21 protein-coding genes are annotated in these 26,226 nt (G+C 36.7%); 6 read left to right on the forward strand and 15 right to left on the reverse strand.

Features of this window, described 5'->3' with window-relative positions; all coding sequences use genetic code 11:
• Nucleotides 1-45: 45 nt before the first annotated feature.
• Complete coding sequence (locus AC0L6O_RS07300; protein WP_473307453.1) at nt 46-495, reverse strand: methylglyoxal synthase; 450 nt, start codon at nt 493-495, stop codon at nt 46-48.
• A 116-nt stretch (nt 496-611) separates the two neighbouring features.
• Here AC0L6O_RS07300 and AC0L6O_RS07305 point away from each other — a divergent pair, with 116 nt between their 5' ends.
• Complete coding sequence (locus tag AC0L6O_RS07305) at nt 612-2,129, forward strand: magnesium chelatase (protein WP_473307455.1); 1,518 nt, start codon at nt 612-614, stop codon at nt 2,127-2,129.
• A gap of 82 nt (nt 2,130-2,211) precedes the next feature.
• On the opposite strand, the gene AC0L6O_RS07310 is transcribed toward AC0L6O_RS07305, so the two are convergent.
• The gene (locus tag AC0L6O_RS07310; RefSeq protein ID WP_473307457.1) at nt 2,212-2,676 is read right to left on the reverse strand and encodes an ankyrin repeat domain-containing protein; all 465 of its coding nucleotides are present in this window, start codon (nt 2,674-2,676) and stop codon (nt 2,212-2,214) included.
• A gap of 63 nt (nt 2,677-2,739) precedes the next feature.
• Nucleotides 2,740-4,194 carry a catalase gene (locus tag AC0L6O_RS07315; RefSeq protein WP_473307460.1) on the reverse strand — a complete coding sequence of 485 codons (1,455 nt, stop codon included), beginning with the start codon at nt 4,192-4,194 and terminating at the stop codon, nt 2,740-2,742.
• A 175-nt stretch (nt 4,195-4,369) separates the two neighbouring features.
• Between AC0L6O_RS07315 and AC0L6O_RS07320 the strand changes: the two genes are divergently transcribed.
• On the forward strand, nt 4,370-5,287 hold the full coding sequence (locus AC0L6O_RS07320; RefSeq protein WP_473307462.1) for a LysR substrate-binding domain-containing protein: 918 nt from the start codon (nt 4,370-4,372) through the stop codon (nt 5,285-5,287).
• Here AC0L6O_RS07320 and AC0L6O_RS07325 read toward each other — a convergent pair.
• Entirely contained in the window at nt 5,284-5,589 is a 306-nt protein-coding gene (locus AC0L6O_RS07325) for a LytR/AlgR family response regulator transcription factor (RefSeq protein WP_473307464.1), read from the reverse strand. The two genes, AC0L6O_RS07320 and AC0L6O_RS07325, sit on opposite strands and share 4 nt — an antisense overlap.
• A gap of 173 nt (nt 5,590-5,762) precedes the next feature.
• Between AC0L6O_RS07325 and AC0L6O_RS07330 the strand changes: the two genes are divergently transcribed.
• Together AC0L6O_RS07330 and AC0L6O_RS07335 are read left to right on the forward strand one after the other, a co-directional pair.
• Nucleotides 5,763-7,064, forward strand: coding sequence for a hypothetical protein (locus AC0L6O_RS07330; protein ID WP_473307466.1), 1,302 nt, complete (start codon nt 5,763-5,765; stop codon nt 7,062-7,064).
• Nucleotides 7,065-7,133: 69 nt separating this feature from the next.
• A complete protein-coding gene (locus AC0L6O_RS07335) occupies nt 7,134-8,639 on the forward strand; it encodes a carboxylesterase/lipase family protein (RefSeq protein ID WP_473307467.1) in 1,506 nt (501 codons plus the stop codon).
• A 19-nt stretch (nt 8,640-8,658) separates the two neighbouring features.
• Here the strand turns inward: AC0L6O_RS07335 and AC0L6O_RS07340 are convergent, their stop codons facing one another.
• Nucleotides 8,659-11,913 carry a glycoside hydrolase family 3 N-terminal domain-containing protein gene (locus AC0L6O_RS07340; protein WP_473307469.1) on the reverse strand — a complete coding sequence of 1,085 codons (3,255 nt, stop codon included), beginning with the start codon at nt 11,911-11,913 and terminating at the stop codon, nt 8,659-8,661.
• 132 nt (nt 11,914-12,045) lie between these two features.
• Between AC0L6O_RS07340 and AC0L6O_RS07345 the strand changes: the two genes are divergently transcribed.
• A complete protein-coding gene (locus AC0L6O_RS07345) occupies nt 12,046-12,693 on the forward strand; it encodes a hypothetical protein (protein ID WP_473307470.1) in 648 nt (215 codons plus the stop codon).
• 76 nt (nt 12,694-12,769) lie between these two features.
• Here AC0L6O_RS07345 and AC0L6O_RS07350 read toward each other — a convergent pair whose 3' ends face one another.
• Both AC0L6O_RS07350 and AC0L6O_RS07355 read right to left on the reverse strand, forming a co-directional pair.
• Nucleotides 12,770-14,314: a SusD/RagB family nutrient-binding outer membrane lipoprotein gene (locus AC0L6O_RS07350; protein ID WP_473307471.1), complete on the reverse strand. Its 1,545-nt coding sequence runs from the start codon at nt 14,312-14,314 to the stop codon at nt 12,770-12,772.
• Nucleotides 14,315-14,335: 21 nt separating this feature from the next.
• Complete coding sequence (locus AC0L6O_RS07355; RefSeq protein WP_473307473.1) at nt 14,336-17,437, reverse strand: SusC/RagA family TonB-linked outer membrane protein; 3,102 nt, start codon at nt 17,435-17,437, stop codon at nt 14,336-14,338.
• 215 nt (nt 17,438-17,652) lie between these two features.
• Between AC0L6O_RS07355 and AC0L6O_RS07360 the strand changes: the two genes are divergently transcribed.
• A complete protein-coding gene (locus AC0L6O_RS07360; protein ID WP_473307475.1) occupies nt 17,653-17,775 on the forward strand; it encodes a hypothetical protein in 123 nt (40 codons plus the stop codon).
• 42 nt (nt 17,776-17,817) lie between these two features.
• Here AC0L6O_RS07360 and AC0L6O_RS07365 read toward each other — a convergent pair whose 3' ends face one another.
• The 8 genes from AC0L6O_RS07365 to AC0L6O_RS07400 form a co-directional block, all read right to left on the reverse strand.
• Nucleotides 17,818-20,337, reverse strand: a complete 2,520-nt coding sequence (locus tag AC0L6O_RS07365; RefSeq protein ID WP_473307477.1) for a hypothetical protein — start codon at nt 20,335-20,337, stop codon at nt 17,818-17,820.
• A 230-nt stretch (nt 20,338-20,567) separates the two neighbouring features.
• Entirely contained in the window at nt 20,568-21,845 is a 1,278-nt protein-coding gene (locus tag AC0L6O_RS07370; RefSeq protein WP_473307479.1) for a cryptochrome/photolyase family protein, read from the reverse strand.
• Nucleotides 21,838-22,323, reverse strand: a complete 486-nt coding sequence (locus AC0L6O_RS07375; RefSeq protein ID WP_473307481.1) for an SRPBCC family protein — start codon at nt 22,321-22,323, stop codon at nt 21,838-21,840. Before AC0L6O_RS07375 ends, AC0L6O_RS07370 begins: the two co-directional genes overlap by 8 nt.
• On the reverse strand, nt 22,320-23,009 hold the full coding sequence (locus AC0L6O_RS07380) for a lycopene cyclase domain-containing protein (protein WP_473307483.1): 690 nt from the start codon (nt 23,007-23,009) through the stop codon (nt 22,320-22,322). Before AC0L6O_RS07380 ends, AC0L6O_RS07375 begins: the two co-directional genes overlap by 4 nt.
• A complete protein-coding gene (locus AC0L6O_RS07385; protein WP_473307484.1) occupies nt 23,006-23,455 on the reverse strand; it encodes a sterol desaturase family protein in 450 nt (149 codons plus the stop codon). Before AC0L6O_RS07385 ends, AC0L6O_RS07380 begins: the two co-directional genes overlap by 4 nt.
• Nucleotides 23,452-23,889 carry a hypothetical protein gene (locus AC0L6O_RS07390; RefSeq protein ID WP_473307486.1) on the reverse strand — a complete coding sequence of 146 codons (438 nt, stop codon included), beginning with the start codon at nt 23,887-23,889 and terminating at the stop codon, nt 23,452-23,454. Before AC0L6O_RS07390 ends, AC0L6O_RS07385 begins: the two co-directional genes overlap by 4 nt.
• Before the next feature lies 1 nt (nt 23,890).
• Nucleotides 23,891-24,730 carry a phytoene/squalene synthase family protein gene (locus tag AC0L6O_RS07395; protein ID WP_473307488.1) on the reverse strand — a complete coding sequence of 280 codons (840 nt, stop codon included), beginning with the start codon at nt 24,728-24,730 and terminating at the stop codon, nt 23,891-23,893.
• Nucleotides 24,731-24,733: 3 nt separating this feature from the next.
• Entirely contained in the window at nt 24,734-26,191 is a 1,458-nt protein-coding gene (locus AC0L6O_RS07400) for a phytoene desaturase family protein (protein ID WP_473307489.1), read from the reverse strand.
• Between the last annotated feature and the right edge of the window lie 35 nt (nt 26,192-26,226).

The raw sequence follows: 26,226 nt of genomic DNA on the forward strand, positions 1-26,226 counted from the left end.
TCAAGAAGGCTTTTTTTTGCAAAAGTATTGATAAGGAACTGGATATTAAACTTTTCTATTCAAATATGAGGCATAATCTGGAAGTGTTGCTTCATATTCTTGATTCATAATAGGCGACGTTAGTAAGAAATCTGCAGAAGAGCGATTACAAGCAATCGGAATATTCCAAACAGCACCTAATCTTAATAAAGCTTTTATATCTGGATCGTGTGGCTGGGCGGACATTGGGTCCCAAAAGAAAACTAATACGTCAATTTTACCTTCGGCTATTAATGCACCTATCTGTTGGTCACCACCTAACGGACCACTCATAAGTTTAGTGATATGTACATCAAGAGCATCTTCAAGAAGTGTTCCTGTGGTTCCTGTGGCAAAAAGCTGATGCTTCAGGAGTGTGGCTTTATTATACTTAGCCCATTCTACCAGCTGTGCTTTCATGTTATCATGAGCTACTAGGGCTACTCTTTTTCTTGCTAAAAGGGTTTTAGAATTCATCTACCGAATTGTTTTTTTCAAAATTAGGAATTCGTTTGGTTTTATTACTGTTAATAGGGCTTAGACTGAAAAACTTTCGTTTAATAGTTCAAGAAATTAAAACCTGTCATATAATTATGTCTTTTGACAAGCAGTATTTAAAAGTTAAAACACTCGGGGAATTAAAGAAAATCAAATATGAAAGCAAGTCTATCAAAGATGAGCTTAGAGATAATTTGATTGAAAAAATAAAGAATAAAGAGCAGGTTTTTGAAGGGATTTGGGGTTATGAGGATACCGTAATACCTGATGTAGAAAGAGCTATTCTTTCAAAACATCATATCAATCTTTTGGGACTAAGAGGGCAGGCTAAAACCAAAATCGCAAGATTAATGGTCAATTTGCTAGACGAGTATATTCCAATAGTGGCTGGTTCTGAACTAAATGACGACCCATTAAAGCCACTTTCAAGGTATTCACATGATTTGATTGCCGAAAAAGGTGATGATACGCCGATAGTCTGGCTAGCCAGAGATGAGCGATATAATGAGAAATTAGCCACGCCAGATGTGTCTGTTGCCGATTTGATTGGTGATGTGGATCCAATAAAAGCTGCTACTTTGAAATTACCTTATTCTGACGAACGTGTACTTCACTTTGGATTAATCCCACGCTCTAACAGATGTATTTTTGTTATCAATGAGTTACCAGATTTGCAAGCAAGAATTCAGGTTTCTCTTTTCAATATTCTTCAAGAGGGTGATATTCAAATCAGAGGTTTCAAATTAAGATTGCCACTTGATATCCAATTCTTGTTTACAGCCAATCCTGAAGATTATACCAATAGAGGAAGTATAGTAACCCCTCTAAAGGACAGAATAGACTCGCAGATAGTGACACATTATCCTAAGTCTATTGAGATTGGTAGAAAAATTACGGAACAAGAAGCTGTTTTAAAGAAAGGGCAAGAGAAAATTAAAGCAGACGAAATTCTAAAAGATTTAGTAGAGCAAATAGCCGTAGAAGCTAGAGAAAGTGAATATGTAGATTCTAAGTCTGGAGTTTCTGCTAGAATGACTATTTCTGCATTTGAAAACTTGATAAGTTCTGCGGAGCGTAGAGCATTAATCAATGGTGAAAAAGACGTGTATGCTAGGTTAGGAGACCTTTACGGAGCTATTCCGGCTATCAATGGTAAAATAGAGTTGGTATATGAAGGCGAAGTAGAAGGACCGGTTTATGTAGCTCAGAGTTTGATAGGAAAAGCGGTGAGAACAGAGTTTTTAAAGTACTTTCCTGACCCAGAAATTATTAAGAAAAAGAAGAGTATTAAAAATCCTTACACGGAAATTACTTCTTGGTTTGCCAATGGAAATGAGATTGATATACTAAACGACCTTACCGATAAGGAGTATGCAGCTAGGTTAAGAACCATTGATGGTCTTAAAGAATTAGTGGTGCTTTTACATCCAGAATTAAAAGGAAAACAGCAGCTATTTATGATGGAGTTTGCTCTTCATGGTTTAGCAGAGTTCTCTTTAATTAGTAAGCAATCACTAGATAAAGGACTTCATTTTAATGACTTACTTGACAATCTTTTTGACCCAAATAAGTTTCTGTCTGATGACGACGAAGAAGGTGATAACCTTTATTGAGTATTGAATAAAAAAGAAAAATCCGTGTTGAAATCTTCTTGAGAAGAAATTGACACGGATTTTTTTATGAAAGAAAAGGTGTTTAAGCTTCTTCCAAAAGTGTTTGAAGCTCTTTAACTCCCTGAAATTTGGCATGCATAAAAGCAGTGTTGCCTCTTTCGTCTACCAATGTCTTATCTGCACCAGCATCTAAAAGTAATTTGGCAATAGCCGTTTGACCGAAGGTACTTGCATATATCAAAGCAGTAGCTCCATGACTATTTTGAATGTTTACTTTGGCATTTTTGCTCAATAGCATTTCTACAATCTCTTTATAACCTTTAAAACAAACACCCATCAATGCTGTATTTCCAGCAGCATCTAAAGCATTAATATCTGCACCGCGTTCTAAGAAGTATTCTGAAATTTCTAGTTGCTCTGAATAAGTGGCTAAAACCAAGGGTGGAAACCCACGGTCGTTTTTAGTTTCTAGTAAAGCTGGGTTTGCAGCTAATTCAGTTTTAATTTGTTCTAATTCTCCTTTCCTGATTAAATCGAAAAAATCCATGTGATATATTTAAAAAGGACAGCCTATTCGGCCATCCTTTTATTATGATTTTAAGTCTAAAAATTAATAATTTCCTAAAGGTGTTATTCCTAAAGCTTTTCTGACACCATTTCCGTAGGCTGGGTCAGCTTTGTCAAAATGAACTAACTGACGTTCAATTATTTCCATAGAAACACCCTGCATGGCACCAGCTATGTTATTGAAAAGTCTTTCTTTTTGGTCATCATTAAACATTCTGAAAAGGTCACCTGGCTGTTTGTACTCACCATAAGTGTCGTTTTCTTCATAACGTTGAATGTCGCCATCAATACTCATTGGTGGTTCTAATACAGATGGGTCTTCTATTGGGCCGCCTTTTGTATTTGGCTCATAGTACGCATCTGGATTTGCAGAGTTATTATCAAAGAAACGCATAGAACCATCTTTGTGGTAATGGTTTACTTCTGAAAGAGCAGCATTTGCAGGTAAGGCTTCGTAATGGGTGCCTAATCTGTATCTGTGTGCATCTGCATAAGAGAAAATTCTCGCTTGCAATACTTTATCTGGAGAAAAACCAATACCCGGTACAACATTAGAAGGAGAATAGGCAGCGTTTTCAACGTATTGGAAATAGTTGTCAGGGTTTTTGTTTAGTTCAATTACTCCAACGTCTATCAATGGATAATCTCCATGTGGCCACACTTTAGTTAAGTCGAAAGGGTTATAAGGTGTTTGCTCCGCCTCTTTCTCTGGCATGATTTGAACCTTTACAGCCCATTTAGGAAACTCTCCTTTTTCAATTCCTCCGAAAAGCTCTTCTTGATACTTTTCACGCGTTTGACCAATTACTTCAGCAGCTTCTTCATTCGTATAATGCTGATGCCCTTGCATTGTTTTGAAGTGGAACTTTACCCAAAAACGTTCTCCGTCATTGTTCCAGAAAGAAAACGTATGAGAACCGTATCCATTCATAAACATTGGAGCCTTAGGAATACCTCTATCTGACATCAAAATAGTTACCTGGTGTAAAGATTCTGGTACTTGCGACCAAAAATCCCACATAGCCTCAGGAGAACGTAAGTTAGATTTAGGATGTCTTTTTTGGGTTCTGATGAAATCAGGGAATTTGTAACCGTCTCTAATAAAGAAAACAGGCGTATTATTTCCTACTAAATCCCAGTTACCTTCTTCTGTATAAAATTTCAAAGAGAAACCTCTAACGTCTCTTTCTGTATCTGCGGCTCCCATTTCACCGGCTACGGTAGAAAATCTTGCCAACATTGGCGTTTGCTTTCCTACTTCAGAGAATATTTTGGCTCTTGTGTATTTAGAAATGTCATGCGTTACTGTGAAAGTACCTTGAGCACCCCAACCTTTGGCATGCACTACTCTTTCTGGAATACGCTCGCGGTTTTGGTGAGCCAATTTTTCAATAAGCTGATAATCTTGAAGTAAAACAGGTCCTCTGTTTCCTGCGGTCAATGATTTTTGATTACTTCCTATTGGTGCTCCAGCGGAAGTGGTAAGTCTTTTTGCCATTTCTTTATTCGGATTGATTTATGTTCTTTTTAAATGTTATTCAAAAGTAGATGGATATGGTCGATAAGTCAAACTGATAATATTTATGAATAGATAGATTTTATTTATATCGTATCTTTGTTCTTTGGATAGAAAGGTATTAGTTGATTTGATAATCAAGTTACAAATTTTAAGAATGAATATACAGCAGTTGGAGTATTTATTGGCGGTAGATCAGCATAGGCATTTTGCACGTGCCGCAGAGGCCTGTCACGTTACGCAGCCTACATTAAGTATGATGGTTCAAAAACTTGAAGAGGAGTTAGGCCTTAAAGTTTTTGACAGAAGTAGGCAGCCCGTTTGCCCTACAGATGCTGGTGAGAGCTTAATTATTCAGGCTCGTCAAATATTATTGGAAGTAAAGCGATTTGAAGAAATAGCAAGTACGGCAAATAACTATATAGGAGGGGAGCTAAGAGCAGGAGTGATACCGACAATTGCTCCGTATCTGTTGCCTTTGTTTATTCAGTCTTTTGTAGATAAATATCCGGACGTCAAACTGAAAATTAGTGAGCTCATAACCGAGCAAATTCTTTTAAAACTAGACAAAGGGGAACTAGATGTTGGTATTTTGGTGCCACCTGAAAATGATAAAACTATCAAAGAGATACACCTATATAATGAAGCCTTTGTGGTTTATACACCGAGAGAGTTTGAAAAAGAGTATCTGATAGCGGAAGATATTGATGTTAATGAATTACTTCTTTTAGAAGAAGGGCATTGTTTTAGGTCTCAAATTATGAAGTTTTGCGAGTTGCGTAAGCAGATAACCAATAAAGTGGAGTACACTTCAGGCAGTTTAGAAACCTTACGTTATTTGGCAGACAAACATTTGGGCATTACTATTTTGCCAGAACTGGCTACCCTCCATTTAACAGATGAGCAACTGAAAAATGTAAAACAGTTTGCTGAACCTAAACCAGTTAGAAAGATAAGTTTAGTTACCAAAAGGGATTTTGTGAAGAAACGATTAGTAGAGGTTTTGAGTGAAGAGATTAAGGTGAATTTACCTGAAAAAAGTAAAGAGGTAAAAGAGAAGTTAATAGTCTTTTAAAGACTATTACTTAAATTTCTCTTTCTCCTAGCAATAGGAAGAAATTCGCCACTCCTTAATTGAACTTCATGTTTATTACTTTGTGAGACAAAATCGAAATTGACAATATATCTTCTATGTATTCTAACAAAATTGTCAGAGTCCTCAAGCATTTCTTCAAAGCGTTTCAGGGTATAACTTAACATGTGCTTTTCTCCATTTTTTAAATGGATACATGTATAATTTATATCAGCTTTGAAGTGAGAAACTTCTTTTAGGTTGCTACCTATTAATTTTTCAACTTTTGTAGAAAAGTAGTTCATATAAGTTTGTAGATTTTAAGTAAGCGAGAAAGGATGGTTTCTGATACCTCTTAATAAGCCAAAAATCACTATTTTCAGTTAAGAATCGATTGCAAGAGTTTTTCTAGGTCTTTGCAAACCTTTTGCAAATGACATTAAACTATTAAATTGCAGTGTTCTACTACAAACCACTTATGACGCCAGAAAGAATATATACCCGAAAGCTGCGAGAAGCTGTTCATCTTAAAATTCGACAGAATTGGGATAAAGAAAAGCAGGTAACCTTTGCAGAAAAATACGAAGGCTTAGTTTCCATTAACAATAAGGATGGTTTTTACAATGAGATAAAGGATGAGGTGGACGAAGCTTTATCCAAGAAGTTTGGTTTAGCTATAGCCAGTAGAAGGAGTGTTTCAAAAGATTCAATAAGGCGATTTTTAGATCTTAGCTATAACAAGTCTTTTAGTGATAAGAATAAAGATGCATTTTCAGTTTATCTTGGCTACGAACATTTCAAAGATTTTTGTCTGAAAAATACGGATAGCAAGAAAATCAGCAAAGGGTTGGTGGGAATTGAGCCAAAATGGTATCTGACTTTATCTGCAGTGATAGTCTTTGGTCTTGCTTTTATTTATTGGAGTTACGGCGGACAATCTAAGATTTCGGAGCCTGGTTTTAGAATTAATAATGGTTCAGAGCTTTTTTTTGATGAAGAGGTTGATATAGATTATGACCTAAAAAATTTAGATTACAGTAGAGCCTTATTTGATATTAATGGACAGGTCGAACCTATTCTTAAAAGAGAAGGTAATCAAAAATTTAAGTTTCGTACACCAGGGAGGAGGTCTGTTAGGCTTATGGTAGATAGTAAACCTATTAAGACTCAAATACTCGTTGTGAAAACAAGAGATTGGTGGGGTAGTGTAAATTTAGATAAGCCTATATACAATATTCCGTTTATAGACAAGGGTGTTATGAGGTTACCGGCGGCCTTGGCTCCACCAGATGTTAAAGAAGTTTACGGTAACTTTCAAATGTTTAGGGATTTCAATGTTAAAGGCGATGCTTTAATTTTCGAAACACGTGTTAAAAATTCTCCTGAAATGGGTAGTGCTTGGGCTTACGATGTAAGTCTGAATTTATTTGGATTAGAGGGAAAACAACTAGCTTTTAACTTATTGTCGCCAGATGCCACTATATATGCAAATATGCTAATTGCTGATACGCACTTTAAAAGCATTGAAGAGAGGACTAAATTAAGGAAATTGGGGATTGACTTATCCTATTGGCGAGATGTTAAAGTTATCATGAAAGACCAAGTAGCGAAGATGTTTGTAGATGAAGAGCTCATTTTTGAAAGTCCTTATGAAGGACAAATTGGCGATTTATGTGGTATTCAATACTTCATCAAAGGAAGAGGTGCGGTAGATAATATTAAAATCTCTGATTTAGATGGCCATGTGGTTTTTGAAGATGACTTCGAAAGAGATAACTAATATTATAAGGTAGGATAGAGAAATTGAAAGAAAAACTTAATTTCAAGCTTTCAACCCAATACCTACCTCATGAAATTACTTAGTTATTTATGCATTCTTTTTGTTGCCCTAGGCTGTAAACCTGAACAGAGTTTTATTGTTAAAACCGATAAAGGAACGGTAGAGGGATTTGAGAAAGGCGATATTAATATTTTCAAAGGCATTCCTTTCGCAGCACCGCCTACTGGAGATTTAAGATGGAAAGCACCGCAAGAACATAAGTCTTGGGATGGCGTACTACAGACCAAAGAATTTTCTGCAAGCCCAATTCAGTCTGAACCAAGGCCTTTTAGAATGTGGTCGGAAGAGTTTATCTCTCCTCCAGAACCGCTTAGTGAAGATTGTCTTTACTTAAATATTTGGTCAAAAAAATCAAAAGAAAAGAAACCAGTTTTTGTCTGGATATACGGTGGAGGTTTCAATTCTGGTTCTGCGGGCTGTGCTATTTATGACGGAGAAGAATATGCCAAACAAGACGTGGTTTTTGTTAGCATAAATTACCGTGTAAATATGTTCGGTTACATCGCTCACCCAGAATTAAGCAGTGAAAATGAGCAAGGAATTTCAGGGAATTATGGGCTACTAGACCAAATTCAAGCTCTTAAATGGGTGCAAAAGAACATTGAAGCTTTTGGTGGCGACCCTGATAATGTTACGGTAGCAGGACAGTCAGCAGGAAGTATGAGCGTTCATTCTTTGGTGGCTTCGCCATTAGCAAAAGGACTATTCCATAAAGCTATTGGTCAAAGTGGAGGTTTCCTTGGAGGAAACAGAGCGGTGACTTTAGAAGAAGCTGAGCTTAAGGGGAAAGAGCTTTTTGATAAATTAGATGGCAAAAGCATGCGAGAATTACGTGAGGTACCTGCCGAAGAACTCTTTGGAATGGTAAATAAGGTAGGTTATACAAGTTATGCTCCAGTAAGAGATGACGTAGTGCTGGCAAATGATTTGGAAGGTTCTTTTAAATCTGGAGAGTTTAATAGTGTACCCTTTTTAGGAGGATGGGTGTCTGGCGATGGTAAGTTACTTTCTGCTCCAGAGATTTCTCCTGAGGAGTACAAAAAAGAAATAACAGAAGAATTTGGTGAAAAAGCAGAAGACTACCTAGGCCTTTTTCCAGGAAATAACTCGGACGAACTGCAATCAAGTATTAGCAAGAAAAACATGTTAAGCTTTGCTGGTTTACCAGTGCATCTTTTGGCAAAGTATAATAGCCAACCTGTCTATGTATATGAGATAAGTTACGTTCCTGTAGAAAAGCCAGATTTTCCTGATTATGGGGCTTTTCATACTTCAGATGTGCCATTGACATTGCACAACCTACATACATGGGACAGACCATGGAGAGACATTGACCGCAATGCGGAAACATTAATATCTTCTTATTGGCTGAACTTCATAAAAACAGGCAACCCTAATGGTGAAGGGCTGCCTGAATGGAAAGCTTATAACAATGGAGGTGTACAGTTTCTAAACGACTCAGCTACTTTTGAGCCAAAGTTATACCAAGCCGAATTAGAAATTCTTAGTAAATAAGAAAGGCTATTCTAGGGGATTATTCCCCTAGAATGGTTTTATAAATTTGATTTCCCACTTCCGTACGGATGTTCATTTGGCTTATTTTTCCATTGTCTCTAGTCGGGTAAACTCTGTTAGAAAGGAATACATAAACCATGTCGTAAAGTGGGTCTATCCATGTAAAAGTGCCCGTGTAGCCACTATGGCCGTAACTTAAGTCAGAGCCTTTTTGAGGGCCGTTGGCAATTTCTTTATTAGGGTGAAGTTTGTCAAAAGCTATCGCTCTTCTGTTTTCTATGGGGTCAAATTGATATTTGGTACATTCCATGATAACCTCTGGCGAAATGAATTGCTTGCCACCGTAATAGCCGTTTTGAAGATACATTTGCATAAGCTTCATCAGGTCATTAGCGTTTCCAAAAAGGCCTGCATGACCGGATACTCCACTTAATAGAGCCGCACCTTCATCATGTACTCTACCATGAATTTGAGATTTTCTGAAAAGCGTATCTAGTTCTGTTGGTACTATTTGGTTTAAAGGATAAAAACGTCTAGGGTTATATGTTAGCGAGTTTGCTCCTAGGTCTTTGTACGTTTCTTTTAAGTATGCTTCCCATGGTTTTCCTGTTATTCTAGGTACTATCTCTGGGTAAAAGTAATAGTGCATATCACTATATACGTAGCCTTGCTCTGGTTTTACTTTAGACGTTTCTATCTGCTTGAAAATGGTCTTTTTGTAATCTTTATGAAGCCAAAGTGTATCTGCTACCTGCACAGTAAAGGTATCAGAAGGGGCGTTTGAAAAAATATTGGGCTTCCAGGTGATGGTTTCGGTATCCATCAAGCTTAGCCATAAATCATTATTTCTCAAGACAGAGCCTTGGTAGTCAATAGCAGGAGGAGTCTTTTTCCTAAATATTCGCTGAAAAAAGTTCAATTCAGGTTCTGGGAAATATTCAAACTTTGATAATAACTCAGGATGCTTTATCAATCCCTTATTTATGGTAGTTAGGCTGTCAATACAGTCCATCCAGAAAGGAATCCAAGCTTTGAGACCACTTTTATGCGTAAGCATATCTCTGAAAGTCAAGTTTTCTTTGTTGGTGCCTTTAAACTCTTCATAATATTGACCAAATGGAGCGTCTAACTCAAACTTATTCTCGGTCATAAGTTGCATTACTGCTAGGGCGGAGGTACTTATTTTAGTAACCGAAGCAAGACCATAGAGGTCGTTCAATTGAACCGAACCACGTAGTTTTTTAGCTTCATTGTTTCCAATAAGTATAGGAGAACCTATTTGACTATTTGGCTCAAATGGGTCATAATTATCCATAACATCTTTATTGCCTTTTTCAAAGGTTTGCTCTTCTTCTAAAACTACACCGTTTTTAGCATCTTTATAGGTATGGAAACCAATTGCTTTTCGGTAAATCACCCTTCCGTCTTTGGCTACTTGCATTACCGCTCCTGGGTATGCTTTCTCCGTTAATCCATGATATATTACAGAATCAATTCTAGCATTAAGTGTTGTTGAATTTAGTCCTACCTGCTCAGGAACACCGTAAGCAAGCCTTTTTAGAGCCGCAGGGTATAGACCATGGCGGTATGGGTACATTTTATTTACGGTTACGGGTAAATGACCTAAGAAAGGAATTGCTCCAAAAATAGCTTGGGTAGCTGCCTCTTCCATGTAAGGCGAAAGTTGGTTGGCCACCACTATGGCTTTGGCTTTTTCTAAGCCATTAATTTTATCCAAAGCGAAAGCGTTTCCAAAAAGTACTACGGTTACGTTCGGGTTTTCTAAGAGAGCATTTAAAGCCGCTTGGTTTCCTTCTGTTACGCCATAATTGCTGTAAGGCCTGATACTTTGAAGGTGTACACCTACTACCAGTTGTTCGTAATCTTTGGTTTTGTTTTGAATAACTTTTATCAGGCTTTCAGATGGCTTGGCAGGCATATTATAAAAATCAACCTTGGTATAGTTGCTCGCCATTTCTTGAAAAAGTGTGGTCTGAGGGTCGTCGAGAGATACAAAAGCTATTTTGCTTTGTAAGTTTCTTATTGGTAAAATGTTGTTCTCGTTTTTAACCAGCGTAAGTGTTTTTTCGGCAAATTCTCTATTGAGGTAATCGGCATTCTTTGTGTTTAAATCTGTAATGAGATTGTTTACCTCCGTAGGCTTGTAATGTTCTAAACCTACCCATGATTTAGCTTTCAAAATCTTTAAAACACGTTCGTTCAATATTTCCTCGGTGAGTTCTCCAGTTTTTAAAGCAGCTTTTATGGCCTTTACCGCAGTAGGGACATCAATGAACGTTTCTAGAATATCGTTTCCTGCTATAATGGCTTGCACCAAAGCCGTTCCATTTGGGAAATGCTTCGTAATTCCCTGCATATCCATGGCATCGGTAAAGGTTAAACCTTCAAAGCCTAGGTCTTTCTTTAGTACGCCTGTAATAATTTTAGGAGAAAGTGTGGCCGCTAGGTTGGGCGTGTCATCTAATGCTGGTATGCTTAAGTGGGCCGTCATAACGCCACTTAAGCCATTGTTTATCATGGTCTTGAAAGGAAATAACTCAATGCTGTCAAGTCTGGCTCTATTGTGAGGAATTACGGGTAAATCATAATGAGAATCTACACCTGTATCGCCATGACCTGGAAAATGTTTTGCAGTAGCAATCACGTGCTCACTTTGAAGCCCTTTCATGTATGCCATGGCTTTTCTTGCCACGTCTAATTTATCTTCACCAAAAGAACGGAAGTTAATGACAGGATTATTTGGGTTAACATTGACATCCGCCACGGGTCCATAATTAACATGAACGCCTAGTCTTTTACATTGAAGAGCTATCTCTCTTCCCATAGCTTCTATGAGGTTGGTTTCGCCATCCATAGCCCCCAAAGAAAGTTGGTAAGGAAACCTAACAGTACTGTCTAGTCGCATGGCTAAGCCCCATTCAAAGTCCATTCCTATCAATAGCGGTACTTCAGAAAGCTCTTGAAGGTCGTTAATTATTTGAGCCTGAACACTTGGCTGACCGGCAAACATGGCTAAGCCTCCTATTTGATATTTTGTAACCCATTCTTTTAGTTTTTCTGGTTCATACCCTTGGCCAGAGAAATTACCTCTTGGCATTAAAAGTTGACCTATTTTCTGGTCTATAGTCAAAGAATTAAAAACAGAATCAACCCAAACTCCATTATAGTTGGTCAAAAAAGCTGGTTTTTCTTGAGCTGAAGTGCTGAAACTTAGTGATAGGAATAAGCAAAGTAAAAGTGCTAAACGAGGCATACTAAAATGGTTAAAATTTATAGGTCAAATTTACGCAATAAAGGCCATTGAAACGAATAGATATTAGTCAGGTCAAATTGGATTATGTTTTGAAAATGTTAGTTTTGGAGATTGTTCAAAAAAATAAATCAAATGAAAAAAATACTTGCCCCTTTATTTCTCTTGAGTTTGATAGCAAGCTCTTGCTGGAAAAATAAAAGTCCGGAAGATTTACCTAGACTAAAAGCCGCTTTTCAAAAACAAGTGGAGACTTTTGAAAAAGATAAAAACACCACAAACGAAAATGTTACCAAAGGCCTAAGTTCTTTAAGTGGCTTGCAGGCAGCTTTAGCAGATGCTAAAAATGAGGATAAGGAATTTGCCAAGGTATATGGCAACTGGGAAAAAGTGGATAAAAGAGTAAAGGATTTAACCAAAGAGTATGAAGACTTAAAGTCAAAAGCCGAAGGATTATTTACTGCCATGGAAGAGCAAACCAATAGTTTGTCTGACGCCAAAAGTAAAGCAGACCTTTCAAAAGCGATTCAAACAGCCAGAACGAAATACAATGGTACGCTGGTAAATACTTCAAAAGCAATTGACAAATTAAGACTACTTCATACCGATGCTGTAGATGTAGTAAAGGCTTTGGAAGTAGCGGTAGCCTTAAATTCTTTTGATAACATTAACGCCCAGTTAGAAAGCATCGAGGGTAGGGTTGATGGTATTATGGATGAGCTTAATGTGGCGGTAGAAGAAAGTAAAAAGCTGTATGATCAACGCATAGAGGAATTGAACTAAAGTTGGTTTCCTTTAAAAGCAAAAAGGCTGTTCCAATTACCGGAACAGCCTTTTTTTATAGATTTAATCTTTAGGATTATTTATCCCACCACATACGAGTAGTCATTAAATCTGGGCCTTGAGCAGCCACAGCAGCAGTATAGCTACTAGGATTACTTCCTGCCTCATCTTCGTAATACCTTAATCTACGAGGGATAGTTCCGCCAGTTACGTTATTTGGATCTGAAGTTGGTACTAACGCTGGGAAACCAGAACGTCTGTAGTTTGCCCAAGATTCAATATGATTCAAATAAGTAGCCGCCCAATACTGCTCACCAATTAATTCTAATTGATTAGGAGCAGTAGCAAAACCAAGACCGTCAATGTAAGCACTCACGGCTTCTGGAGATGGAGTTTCTACTCCAAACCAAGACCAAGACTCCATGGCAGCAGCAACACCAGCGTTAAAATATGCTTCGGCACTACCAGAAATCCATCCTTTAACCGCAGCTTCAGCTTTCATAAATTCAACTTCTGCATGAGAGATGAAAGGTGTAGGGTCATCTAAATCTAAAATCTCAGGATTTGGGAAACTGTAATCGTTATAAGTACCAAAATCAGGGAGAATGTTTTTGATGGTAGTACTAGTATAACCATTTGGCAAACCTTGCTGAGCATCTGGATCTGTATTCCAAGTACTGCTGTCATAAAAATTACCAACGCCACCTACAATAATCATTTTTCTAGGGTCATTGTTAGCGTTCATCCAGTCCATGAAAGTCTTAGAGATTCTAGCATTATCATCTCCACCACCACCTGAGTGGTTAGCGTAAACTAATGATGTTCCATTGTAGTTGGTATCTCCACCGTTTCCTAGTTCTTGAACTAAGAAGGCATTTGATTCATTACCATCAATGGCTCCACTAGCAACTGCTTCAGCAAAAACTGAACTTGCTGTAGCTTCGTCCACATTGCTCATTCTCATGGCAATTCTCATCAGTAAAGAGTTGGCAAATTTTCTCCATTTTGAAAGGTCACCTTGAAATAAAACATCTTGGTTACCTAAAGCGTTTGCCGATTCAGAAAACTCATCTCTAGCAGCTTTAACATCAGCTATTAGGTTTTGGTAAATAACCTCCTGGCTATCGTAAGAAGGAAACCAGTTAGCTTGGTCTGCTACTCCACGACCAGCTTGTAGGTAAGGTATATCACCATAGATGTCAGTCATTCTATGTAAGTCAAAAGCTCTCATTATTTGAGCAGCAGCGTGAATGTTTGCCATTTCTGGTATTCCGGCTGTTTTGTCTACTACCTCTGTAAGGTTTTTAATTGGGTTAGTGTAATGACTTTCCCAAAATGCTCCACTATAAGAAGAATTGTAGTAATACTTATCTCCACTCCAATACCCTTGTAAGGTTGCATTATGCTGTATCATGGTAGAACTATAAATAAGGTTAGTTCTCCAGCTTTCGTATCTACTTCCTGCCACTCTTAATTGACTGTAAGCTAAAAGGTAGCTCATATCAATGGAGGTAGGAGAGTTTTTGTCAATGTTTAACTCTGTGAGTTTGTCTTCATCACAAGATGCAAAAGTGAATGCAGCTAGAGTGAAAAGAGCTATTTGTTTTATATTTATCTTCATCTTAAAAGTCATTGTTTTGAATTAGAAAGAAAGTGCAAGGTTAAAACCAAGGTTTCTTGTGGTTGGCATAGAGAAGTACTCAAGACCTTGAGCTCCACCAATGTTTGTGTAACCACTCTCTGGGTCTATGTTTGGAACACTAGACCATAATAAAGCTAAGTTTCTACCAACTGCAGATACTTTTGCTGATGCAAAAGGAGTCTTAGCCAGTAAGCTAGCTGGAAGGCTGTAGCCTAAAGAAAGCTCTCTCAACTTACCGAATGAACTATCATAAATGAAGTTTTCAGTAATAGTTCTGTACTCTTGGTAATATTGATCTACGTCAGATGGGGCAATTTGCCATGTTTTGGCTTCGCCGGCAGCTGTTACACCAGTAACCGTAAGTCCATCTTCTCTTCCTTCCAATGTACCTTTATGAAGGCCAGCAGAGTGAAGGCCAAGGTTTGTACCTGACATCATGTTTCCACCCTGACGCATGTCAATTAAGAAACTCAAACTAAGGTTTTTGTAAGAGAAAGTATTTGAGAAACCAGCACTAATAGGATGTCTTCCTAAAGCTAACATTTCAAAATCACCTCTAACTGGATATCCAGCATCACTATAAACAGGTACACCATCAACGGTTGCTTGCTTGTAACCAGCTATTACACCTAGCTGCTCGCCTACATAGTGACGAATTCTTTCTTGTCTTGACCTTGCTTCTTCTAAGTTAAGAAATTCAATGTTCTCTCCTTTTGCATTTGTTCCAAGGTTAAGAACCTTAGAGATGTTTCTAGAAAAGTTAAGAGATAAGTCCCAAGTGAAATCGTTTGTTTTAATTGGCGTACCAGTAATCAAGAACTCAACACCTTTGTTTTCTAGCTCTCCTACGTTAATTGAAGTACTTCCGTATCCAGAAGTTCCAGAGATAGAAGTATTAAGGATGTCGTCAACTGTATTTCTTTTGTAAACAGCGAAATCAAGACCCAATCTATTCTTTAGGAATCTTAAATCCATACCAAACTCAATTTCACTTGATATATAAGGTTTAAGATTTGGATTTGGAATAGAACCATTGTTTATGTTTCCTAAAACGGCTCCATTATGCTGGTAACCTTGTAACGCATAAGTTAGATTGTTTGAGTAAGGATTAGGAGCTCCACCACCTACTTGTGCAAAAGATATTCTAGCTTTTCCAAAAGTTAACCATGAAGGTTGGTTTTGGATAACATCAGAAAACGCAAAACTAAGTCCTACAGATGGGTAAAAAACAGTGTTGTTTTCTGGAGATAGTGTACTAAATTGGTCTTGTCTTCCGCTTAAGTTAAGGAAAAGGAAGTTTCCATATCCAATATTTGCAGAACCAAAGATAGAATTAATACCATATTCAGAGAAACCATATGAATAGCTAGTGGCCGCTACGTTATTAACACTACCAAAGAAAGGTACGTTAAGTCCTGTCCCGCCAACTCTTGATGATTCGTCAGATCTTCTCATGCGATTACCACCGATAATACCATCTATACTGATTTGGTCAAAGTCTTTATTAAAGCCTATGAATAGGTCGGCGTTGTCTTCACGAATTGTTCGATTTGTGATATTGTAATCACCAGTCAATTTATAAGCAGTTCCGTAAGGCTCTGTTGATTCAAAACGAACCGAGTTAAAGTCAGTACCAATTCTACCTCTTACATATAACCAATCAGTAATATGATATGTGGCAGATGCATTTCCGAAGAATCTGTTTTTGTCGTCAAGACGTAAAAACTGATAAGCAGCCCAGTAAGGGTTGGTAGCATAAACATTGCTTGTATGTCCCAGCTCATAACCGTCAGACATAGCTCCTAATTTATCAGGATCGCCCATCAAGTCTGAAAACGAAATATTTGGGGCTTTAGTAATTACTGTGTAGTTGGCATTACCAGGAGAGTCAGATAGTCTTGGTCTATTTTCTGCAGTTTCTAAACTGTACTGTCCTGTTACCGCTAGGTCAAATTTCCCAAACTTACCATTAATGTTTGCATTGAAAGTAGTTCTGTCAAATCCTGAGTTAGGCATGATATCCTCATTTTGAAGATTAGATGCCGAGAATCTAAAGTTTCCTACATCATTGCTTCCTGCTAAAGCCAATGTGTTTGTCCATGTGTTACCTACTCTGTAGAAATCATTGATGCCTTCTCCCGTAGCAGAATATGGTCTTTCTACTCCGTCAAACTGCATAACATTAGAGCCATCAAGCTTTGCTCCCCATGAGCTACCGCCGTAGTCTAAAGCTTCTTGCAAACTAGTTGGTGCTATGCCGTCAACACCAGTACCATAAACCTCTTGAAGGTCAGATCTGTCAATGGCTTTGTCCATGGTATAGTTAGTATTATAACTAATACCTAGTCCTTTAGCACCTTTACCAGATTTTGTAGTAATAAGGATGACACCATTGGCAGCTCTAGAGCCATAAAGTGCAGATGCCGTGTTACCTTTCAATACAGAGATATTCGCTATATCATCTGGGTTGATAGAACTCAAACCATCACCACTGTCATTTCCTCCCCATAAACCTGCATTTCCAAGGTTTGAGTTATCCATAGGTACACCATTGATTACATATAAAGGTTGGTCGTTTCCACTTAAAGAAGAACCACCTCTAATTACCACTCTACTAGAACCAGCTACACCCGTAGATGGAGTAGATACATTAACACCAGCTACCTTACCTGTTAATGCATTACCAAGGTTGGCAGTTCTTGACTCCGTAAACTTGTCTCCTTCTACTTGCGTAACGGAGTATCCAAGGCTCTTTTTGTCTTTCTCAATACCAAATGCTGTAACTACAACCTCGCCTAGAACACTTGCATTTTCTGACAAAGAAACGTTGATAGTAGTTTGGTTGCCTACCAAGATGTCTTTAGAATCAAAACCAATATAACTAAACGTTAAAGTTTGGTCTGAAGCGGCAGCTATCTTGTAAGCTCCACCTTCGCCCGTGATAGTACCTTTAGTGGTACCTTTTACAGTTACGTTAACACCGTACAGGGCTTCTCCTGAGGCGTCAGTAACTTTACCTGAAATTGTTGCGTCTTGAGCATAGGCCGTACTGCTTACAGCAGCCATCAGAGCAAGAAACAATCGGAATAGTTTTTTTCTCATGTAATAAATTAGTTTTGAAAAATTGAATATTAAGTAATGAAAGGGTTTAAAGAGTATTAATCTCTATGGGTTTAAAAAGGTTAAAGAATTAATAACTTTTTAAAAGTAACAGTGCATTACTAAAAAAAATTAATAATTGTAATTATAAGGAATGTTTGTTAATAAAAGCTTAACAAAAGCTTAACAGTTGCTAGATTTTGCAGAAAAATATAATAATGTCTAACAATTACTATATACTGAGAAATGATATGTTAAAACAGTTTTGGTCTCCAGAATCTAAACTTGTGTCATTCTTGGAAAGTGTAATTAATGGTCATAAAGGCACCGAAAGACCTTAAATAGCAAGGTTGATATTTAACTGTAATGAGGTAAATGCAGGCCTACTCTTCAAGTATTTCTTGATAGGTTTTACCGAATTTTTCGTTGAAAAGACTCTCGTAATTAATTATAAATTTTTCGTAGGTCTCTTTTGCTAGTGTGTGCTTTCCGAGTATATGCTGAGCTCTGCATTTCATACTCATTGCAATTTCATCAAGTGGGTCAAAAAGGAAAATGTTGTTAGCTATCTCTATATGCTCTTTAGCGTTATCCTTTGTCAGTGATAAGGTTTCAGCATAGAGCAAATACTTATCAATTATTTTATTGGATGTTTCACTTTTAAAGCTATCTAGCCATTCAAAATCTTGATTAGGCAGGAGTGTTCCTCTTTGAACTATTTTTGATAATTGGTCTATTTGGTCTTTCGTGTTTTCAGATTCAAAAAGAGCAATTTTTAAAAACTTGGCATAATCTATACAGGCTAAGCTCTCATCATATTCGATTTCTAAATTCCCCGTTTTCTTAATAAGCGACACTCCGTCTACTTCCTCCAGAACGCTTTTTAGTTTACGAATATTAACAGCTCGGTTGTTTCTGGCACTGGCCTTGCTTTTATCATACCAAAACATTTCATCAAGTTTGGACGTGCTAACACCTTTATTCCACCTAAGGCTGTGCATTAGAATGTAGACAAATATTTCTTTGAGTAAAGGGCTTAAAGCTCTTGTTAAATCTTTTCCGTTTTGGTTTATAATTTGAAACTCACCAAAAAGGATGACAGAACTCTTCTGTTCTGAAATAAGTAACTCCTTTTGTTTAATTGGCTCTTTATCTATACTTCCACTTGGTGTGGCTGCTAAAGTCGGGATTACTTTATTCCTTCTTCTGAAGTATATTCTTAGAAAAATCAAAAGGCCAATAATGAAAATAGGGATGAGGTATATGTATGCGAAAGGGCTTTCTGCCTCAGTTTCTTCAGGAGCACTTATTTGGTAAACTTTAACATTGGTGCTATTAAGGTTGATATCATGAAGAGTTAATACCAGAAAAAGCTTTTTGTCAATCTCGTTATAAAAGAGGTTTACCGTGCTACGAACATCATTAAAAAGGAAAGGTAGTTTTTCTCCAATTTCTATTAACTCAGGTTTTAGTAAAGAACCTTGTACAAGTTGAAGTTCTGAATTATGCTTTAATTGATTGAAAATGATGCCAAGAAAACGTTCTTTAGATTCTTGAAGAATTAAGTTATTAGCAAAAACAAAAGGTTCGCTAGGTTCAGGAAGTGTGTAAACTTTTGATACAGAATTATTTAACCAATCAATTTTATAGAAATCATAGTAGTTTTTTGGAGTAATTAGTTGGTCTCCAGAATCAGAGCCATAACCACCAATGTAATAGGATGTGGAGGCACCCTTAGAATTCCCAAAACCAGCTAAATATCTTGGTGCGGGAATATCTCCTTTCATATTCAGGTCTTCCCATATGCCAGTTTGTAATGAATATTTCTGAAAAGAGTTTTTATATTTAAACATGCCATAACCACCAATGGTTGCAATAGCCGTGTCTTCTGGAAATATATAAGTGTTGTGATGCCAGTATTCTGTAAGGGTATCCGGCTCAGGAACTTTAGGTAAGAAATTTCTTTCTTGAGTATTATAAATAAAGAGTTGATGCTTGTTTACTCGTACAAAGCCATTCTTATCTTTTAGGCTAATACCAGTATCGCCGAAGGTAATTTTTGGTATTTCACCTTTATAGGTTTCTATGTTGGAGCTACTTTCTTCAAGGTTATATAAAAAGTGATTAAACGCTGAGAATAAGTGTAGCTTATTTTCAGAGCTGTTATAAGAGGTGGTTATAATACCATCAAAATCCCTATCTAAGACTAGCTCCCACGTAAAGTTTTTTCTTCTGACCCATTTCGGATTAAGCACCTTCCCATTTAGGTTTCCTTTTTTATCAGTAGTAAGGCTCCCTGATACTTGGTCTAGTGGCCAATGATGCCTTAGTTTTCCTTCAGAACTTATCTTAATGTCTTTTACGGTCATGGCCGCCACATCTTTATAGCTAAATCCGGGATGATGACTTTGACCAAAATAGAGAGTGAAATCGTTTGCTAATTTTGAGGTACTTTTTGTCTTTACTAAAAGAACTTCATTTACATAGAAACATACTTCTGAGCTAATGAGGTCTACCTTTAATTTAAGGTTATTCCATTTTTCAGTTTCGATTGGTATTTTAGATTTGTCACTTAAATCAAAGTTTTGCTGGTCAATAATTAATTGAAAAGTGCTACTTCTGAAAATTAGGTCAATGTTATTGTCGTCAGCGTCTATTAATCTGAAAATATAACCATAAAAATTGTTGTCGTGGGAATCAGTTTTGACTTTAAAGTCTATTTCAAAGTCATTATTACTACTTATATTTTTCTTATCACCAAGAATCAGTGATGTTCTTAGATCGCTGTTCTTTTCATTGCCATGAAAACCTAAACCATACTGCTGAGAAAAAGCTGTGGAGTAACAAATAGCAAGCAAAGGCAGTATCATTTTAAGAAAAATACCACCAGAGGTCAGCTTCATTTTATTTAATAGAGTCTTTGCCAAGACACAGAAAAAATCTGACAGTTTTGAATATATTTTTATAATCAAGCTTGCTATTTTAAAATATTTTAAGAGTGTAAAAATGTTTCTAAATACACCTAGGATGCAATGAAATGGATTACAGACTTAAATATGTAAAATAATTAGTCAAAAAAATGACTAAATAGTACAATTTATTTCATCGAAGTGCATGCCGCAATTTATAAAAATTAAGATAAAGAACGCTTATAGAGTTCTAGACATCTTTTTCTGGCAAACTTGTGCTCTACCATAGGGGCAGGGTAAGTCAGATCATCAAAATTGCTAACCCATCTTCTAATATATTCAGCTTTCGGGTCAAATTTTTGTTGTTGTGAGGTAGGATTAAAGATTCGGAAATATGGTGCCGAGTCACATCCAGTACCAGCCACCCATTGCCAGTTTCCGTTATTTGCGGATAGGTCATAATCTAAGAGTTTTTCGGCAAAGTATGCTTCACCTTCTCGCCAGTTTATTAAAAGGTGTTTGCATAGAAAACTAGCAGTAACCATTCTGACTCGGTTATGCATCAGTCCAGTTTGGTTTAGCTCTCGCATGCCAGCATCTACTATTGGGTAGCCCGTTTCTCCATTACACCATTTGTTGAAATCTTTTTCAGATGTTCGCCATTTGATATTATCATATTTTGGCTTAAAGCTCTGAGTAACCACATGAGGAAAATGAAAGAGGATTTGCATAAAAAACTCTCGCCATATTAACTCACTTAGGAGCGTCTGGTTGGTTTCTCTGGCCAATTTTACCGCTTTCCGTACGGAAACTGTTCCAAATCTTAGGTGCGTGCTGAGGTAGGAGGTTTGCCCTAAGGCAGGAATATTTCTTACATCTTCATAGTTCTCAAGGTTGTCAAAAGTATATTCAGGAACCTGAATACTGGATTTATTAAAACCAATATTTTCTATGTTAGGAAAGTCAAACTTCAGAGATGAAAGGTTTGATAGGTTTTCTTCACTTGGGTGTGCTTGTATCAAATTGTCAGTAAACTGACTCAGCCATTTGTTTTTAAATGGCGTGTAAACGGTATAAGGTTCACCATTATCTTTTACCACCTCGTCTTTCTCAAAAACTACTTGGTCTTTAAATTGATGGGTAGTAATTCCTTTGCTTTTTAATAGCTCAGAAACTAGTTTATCTCTTTCTAATGCATATGGTTCGTAATCTTTATTAAGAAAAACGTTTTCTACATTTAACTCAGCTAAAATTTGCGTCCAGACTTCAATTGGCTTACCTATATATGTTTTAAGCGTTCCTTGAAATAGCGTATGAAGTTCTTTTAATGTTTGATAAATGAAACTTACTCTGGCATCATCTTTTTTTAGTTCTTCAATAATACCAATATCAAAAATAAATATAGGAAGTGTTTTGCCACTTTTTAAAGCTTGATAAAGAGCATGATTATCTTCAATTCTTAAATCTCGTCTAAACCAGAAAATGTTTATAGGTTCAGTCATTTGGGAATAGCTCGTTTAGCTTTTTTGCTCGGAAACTAAAAATGTGTTTTAGTTTACTTTTAATAAAAAGAATATTCATCAGATTGCCGATAGGACCCAAGGGTATCTTGTAAGACACTTTGTCGATAGCTAAAGTCTTACCATCTGGCAATGCCTCAAAAAAATGCTCGTGATGCCACATGGTGTAAGGACCAAAACGTTGCTCGTCTATAAAATGACTTAGTCTTTCTACTGCAGTTATTTCAGTAACCCAATTGACTCTAACACCAGGAAGTATACCCACTTTATAACTTATTATTTGACCTGGATAAGCTTTTTTGTCAACTTCCGAAGTTACCTTAAAACTCATGTCTGAAGGTGTAATTCGTGGAAGGTTAAGCGGAGAACTGAAAAATGACCAAGCCTCTTCAAGAGAGATAGGTAATATTTGCTCAGCTTTTAAAGTATGTATTCCAGAATGGCTTTTAAATGTTATCATTTTGAGATTTTTGGATGAAAATACTTCATGAGCATTAGGTTAGAAAAAATCATACTGAAAGCATAGGCAGTGTCTTCCACAGGAATAGTAAAAAGGCGTATTCCTAAGTTTTCTGCATTGTTATACCACACTACTGGTTCCTCTATAAAGCTTCCCGTTAGTATTCCATTGACAATGAAAAAAGGAATGAGAATAATGAGGAAAGAAATATAAAACCTTCTTAAAAGCTCCAAGTTTGTAAACCATGAAATAATTAATACCAACAAGAAGAAGGTGAAATTGACAAAAGTATAAGCCCTATCTGAAAACTGAATGCTTAGCACTAATGCTAATATGGCGAGGAGGATAGTGATGGTTTTGACCAAACTCAGACGCAGCCTTATTTTAGGAACAAAATATTCTAAAGAGTAATGGATGAAAATACTAGCATAAGGAATACAAAAGAAAAATAGTATTTCTTCAAATGGAAGACTCCAGAACTCAATACCCAAATGGTATTTTTCATTAAAACCCCAGACACCATTTCTTGTGAAAATTACATCCCATACTATAAATATGACGGCTATAATAAAAGACGATATAAATATTGCCTTCCAGTGTCTGATGAAGTTCATCTTAGGGTGAAAGGAATATAGAAAAGGAATACTCAAAGACCCAATATTAAGTAGGAAGTATAGCCAGGTCATGCTGATTGATGTACTTTAAAATATTTAAGAGGTACGTATAACATTCCGAAACACTCACCATGCTCTTTACCAAGATGCTTGTGGTGCATTTTATGAGCTTTTCTTAATCCCCTAAGATATGGATTCGTGGTTTTGTCAAACCACTTAAAGCGACGGTGTATTAATACATCGTGAACTAAAAAGTAAGCTAATCCGTAAAGCATAATTCCAAGACCAATGAAAAAGAGGATATTAAGACCTCCTTCTACACCGAAATAGAATAAGGCAATACTAGGCATAGCGAATATGACAAAAAAGAGGTCATTTTTTTCAAAAAAACCATCATGCGGTTGATGGTGGTCTTCATGTAAAACCCATAACAGGCCATGCATAATAAAACGGTGAGTGCACCAAGTGACACCTTCCATTATTAAAAAAGTTACTAATGTGGTTAATGCAAAAATCATAAGGAGCATTTTATCTTAATGTATTTACTCAGAGTGTCGTCAGAAGAATTTGACTTAATATACTCTTTCAACATCTTTCTGTCTACTTCCAAGTTATCGTTGTAAGCTAGAAAAGATGGAGCATTGGACTGTACTAAATATCTAATATATCTGAGATGAATATTTTCTGGATTTTTACTTATTAGCTTCTCTAGTTTGTCTTTGCTGTCGTTAAAAATACTTAGCTTTTTAATAGGACTAAAGGCATGCTCAGCTTGCTTCATTTCCATAGAGCACACATAAGCTTGATAAGTAGCGGAGTTTTCTACGCCGTACTTTTTTATAAAAGCTTTTTCCTCTGTTTCTGAATTAATGCGGTGAAAGTCATTTAACAAACTTTTTACATCGTTTAGAGGGAAAGCGTAAAGTGATAGTAATAATAAGAAAGCTTTCATTTTAATATCTGTTTAGTCTGAAGCGTATATAGCAATCTCCCAAAATAGCTAGTTTTCTTAAGTCAGAAACCCTAATACGCTCATTCATGATATTTTCAGAAGGAGTTTGTTCTAACTTATGCAGCAGACGATTGTAATACCTATATGCTACATATACCCCCATTCTAGCTTCTAATGGTAGTTTTACTATACCCTTATATGCTTCTTCAAAATCATTTTTTATCTCCCTTACAATCTCTTCTTTTTGCCCTTGCGTAATATTTCTTAAATCAATGTTTGGGAAATAAGAACGATTAAGAATTTCATAATCGTCTTTTAAATCTCTTAAGAAATTTACCTTTTGGAAGGCGGAGCCCAAACGCATGGCAGAGTCTTTCAAGAGCAAATATTTTTCATGGTCTCCTTTTACAAAAACCTTCAAACACATAAGCCCAACTACATCTGCCGAACCATAAATGTACGTGTCAATCTCTTTCCGAGTCTCGTATTTTTGTTTTTCTAGGTCCGCTCGCATGCTACTCATAAATGCAGATACATGCTCTGCATCAATGTCAAATTCCTTTACTGTTTTTTGAAAAGCGTTAAGAATTGGATTTAAACTGATGCCATGCTTTAAGGCACTGTAATAATCCTCTTCAAACTTGTTAAATAATTCTTCTTTAGGATAATCATGAAAACTATCGACAATCTCATCTGCCAAACGAACAAAACCATAAATGTTATAGATAGCAGGTCTTATTGTTGGAGACAAAAGCCCAACAGCTAAGGAGAACGAAGTGCTATATTTTTTAGTAACAAGTTTTGAACTCTGTAAAGAGAGCTCGTCAAATAGATGCTTCATAGTTTAAACGTTTAGGAGTATTTGCTCCGCGGCTATTTTTCCTGAGATAAGAGCAGGAGGAACTCCTGGTCCAGGTACGGTTAATTGGCCTGAGAAGATCAAATTTTTCACTTTTTTACTCTTGATTTTTGGTCTTAAAAAAGCCGTCTGAGTTAAAATATTGGCTAATCCATAAGCATTTCCTTTATATGAATTATAGTCTTCTTTAAAATCATTTACACAATATGACTTACAAAATAGCATGTTATTTTGAATATCTTGTCCTGTAAGAGATTCTAATCGCTCTAAAATTAATTTCAAATATTTTTGGCGAAGCTCCTCTGTATCTTCTAAGTCTGGAGCAAGTGGGATTAAAAAAGTAGCTGCTTCTTTCCCTTCAGGGGCGAAGGCCTCATCAGTCATAGAAGGAAAGCTGGCGTAAAATAAAGGTGTTTCTGGCCAGCGTGGGTTATCATAGATATCCGCAGCGTGCGGTTCAAAATCTGTGTCAAAGAATAAAGTATGATGTGAAAGGTTTTCAAGTTTGTGATTTATACCGATATAAAACAATAGGGCAGAAGGTGCAAAAACCTTCTTTGACCAATATTTTTCAGAGTACTGTCTGTGCTTTTCATCTAGTAAAGTTTCTGTATGATGATAGTCGGCTCCTGATAATACGTAATCAGATTCTATCTTTTCGCCATTCACCATTAGGCCTTCAACTTTGCCATCTTTTACTAAAATCTTATCTACGTTGGCTTCTGTAGTGAACGTAACTCCTAATGATTTTGCCAACTTTTGCATTCCTCCTATGACGGAGTACATGCCTCCTTTAGGATGCCATGTGCCTAGGCCGAAATCTGCATAATTCATGAAATTATACATGGCTGGAGTATTACTAGGTTTAGCTCCAAGAAATAGTACAGGGAATTCGAGCAGCTTTCTTAACCTAGGACTTTTAAACTTTTTCTGTATTTGAGATTGGATACTTACAAAAAGTAAGCGTAGTCTAGTCGCACTTTCTAAAGTGATAAGTTCTAATGGGGAATTGCCTGGGCGGTAAACTAAATCTTGCACAGCTATTTCATAATTTCTTTTAGCCTGCTTTAAAAAGCTTTTTAACTTAGCTGCACTTCCTTTTTCTGTTTCTTCAAAAAGTTGATAAATCTCTTCAATATCACCGGAGACTTTTACACTGTCGTTTTTGTCAAAGTAAACTTCATATCCTGGATTTAGCTTTTCAAGTGTGTAAAAATCGCTAGGATGCTGATTGAAGTCATTAAAGAATTTTTCGAAAACATCTGGCATCCAGTACCAAGTAGGGCCAATGTCAAAAGTGAAACCATCTTTTTCGTACCTTCTGGCTCGCCCTCCTATGGTTTTGTTCTTTTCATATATATGTACTTCGTGACCCGCTTGAGCAAGATAGCATGCTGCCGCAATGGAAGAAAAGCCTGAACCGATGATTGATGTCTTTTTCATATTGTTTAACAAAAGTAGTAATTAATTAAACAAAG

The organism is Arcticibacterium sp. GJ41-1, from assembly GCF_055808875.1.

Excerpts from the sequence above, each read along its gene's own strand:
- AC0L6O_RS07300 (WP_473307453.1), bottom strand. The coding sequence starts at position 495 with ATGAATTCTAAAACCCTTTTAGCAAGAAAAAGAGTAGCCCTAGTAGCT.
- AC0L6O_RS07305 (WP_473307455.1), top strand. The coding sequence starts at position 612 with ATGTCTTTTGACAAGCAGTATTTAAAAGTTAAAACACTCGGGGAATTA.
- AC0L6O_RS07310 (WP_473307457.1), bottom strand. The coding sequence starts at position 2,676 with ATGGATTTTTTCGATTTAATCAGGAAAGGAGAATTAGAACAAATTAAA.
- AC0L6O_RS07315 (WP_473307460.1), bottom strand. The coding sequence starts at position 4,194 with ATGGCAAAAAGACTTACCACTTCCGCTGGAGCACCAATAGGAAGTAAT.
- AC0L6O_RS07320 (WP_473307462.1), top strand. The coding sequence starts at position 4,370 with ATGAATATACAGCAGTTGGAGTATTTATTGGCGGTAGATCAGCATAGG.
- AC0L6O_RS07325 (WP_473307464.1), bottom strand. The coding sequence starts at position 5,589 with ATGAACTACTTTTCTACAAAAGTTGAAAAATTAATAGGTAGCAACCTA.
- AC0L6O_RS07330 (WP_473307466.1), top strand. The coding sequence starts at position 5,763 with ATGACGCCAGAAAGAATATATACCCGAAAGCTGCGAGAAGCTGTTCAT.
- AC0L6O_RS07335 (WP_473307467.1), top strand. The coding sequence starts at position 7,134 with ATGAAATTACTTAGTTATTTATGCATTCTTTTTGTTGCCCTAGGCTGT.
- AC0L6O_RS07340 (WP_473307469.1), bottom strand. The coding sequence starts at position 11,913 with ATGCCTCGTTTAGCACTTTTACTTTGCTTATTCCTATCACTAAGTTTC.
- AC0L6O_RS07345 (WP_473307470.1), top strand. The coding sequence starts at position 12,046 with ATGAAAAAAATACTTGCCCCTTTATTTCTCTTGAGTTTGATAGCAAGC.
- AC0L6O_RS07350 (WP_473307471.1), bottom strand. The coding sequence starts at position 14,314 with ATGAAGATAAATATAAAACAAATAGCTCTTTTCACTCTAGCTGCATTC.
- AC0L6O_RS07355 (WP_473307473.1), bottom strand. The coding sequence starts at position 17,437 with ATGAGAAAAAAACTATTCCGATTGTTTCTTGCTCTGATGGCTGCTGTA.
- AC0L6O_RS07360 (WP_473307475.1), top strand. The coding sequence starts at position 17,653 with ATGTCTAACAATTACTATATACTGAGAAATGATATGTTAAAACAGTTT.
- AC0L6O_RS07365 (WP_473307477.1), bottom strand. The coding sequence starts at position 20,337 with ATGAAGCTGACCTCTGGTGGTATTTTTCTTAAAATGATACTGCCTTTG.
- AC0L6O_RS07370 (WP_473307479.1), bottom strand. The coding sequence starts at position 21,845 with ATGACTGAACCTATAAACATTTTCTGGTTTAGACGAGATTTAAGAATT.
- AC0L6O_RS07375 (WP_473307481.1), bottom strand. The coding sequence starts at position 22,323 with ATGATAACATTTAAAAGCCATTCTGGAATACATACTTTAAAAGCTGAG.
- AC0L6O_RS07380 (WP_473307483.1), bottom strand. The coding sequence starts at position 23,009 with ATGACCTGGCTATACTTCCTACTTAATATTGGGTCTTTGAGTATTCCT.
- AC0L6O_RS07385 (WP_473307484.1), bottom strand. The coding sequence starts at position 23,455 with ATGATTTTTGCATTAACCACATTAGTAACTTTTTTAATAATGGAAGGT.
- AC0L6O_RS07390 (WP_473307486.1), bottom strand. The coding sequence starts at position 23,889 with ATGAAAGCTTTCTTATTATTACTATCACTTTACGCTTTCCCTCTAAAC.
- AC0L6O_RS07395 (WP_473307488.1), bottom strand. The coding sequence starts at position 24,730 with ATGAAGCATCTATTTGACGAGCTCTCTTTACAGAGTTCAAAACTTGTT.
- AC0L6O_RS07400 (WP_473307489.1), bottom strand. The coding sequence starts at position 26,191 with ATGAAAAAGACATCAATCATCGGTTCAGGCTTTTCTTCCATTGCGGCA.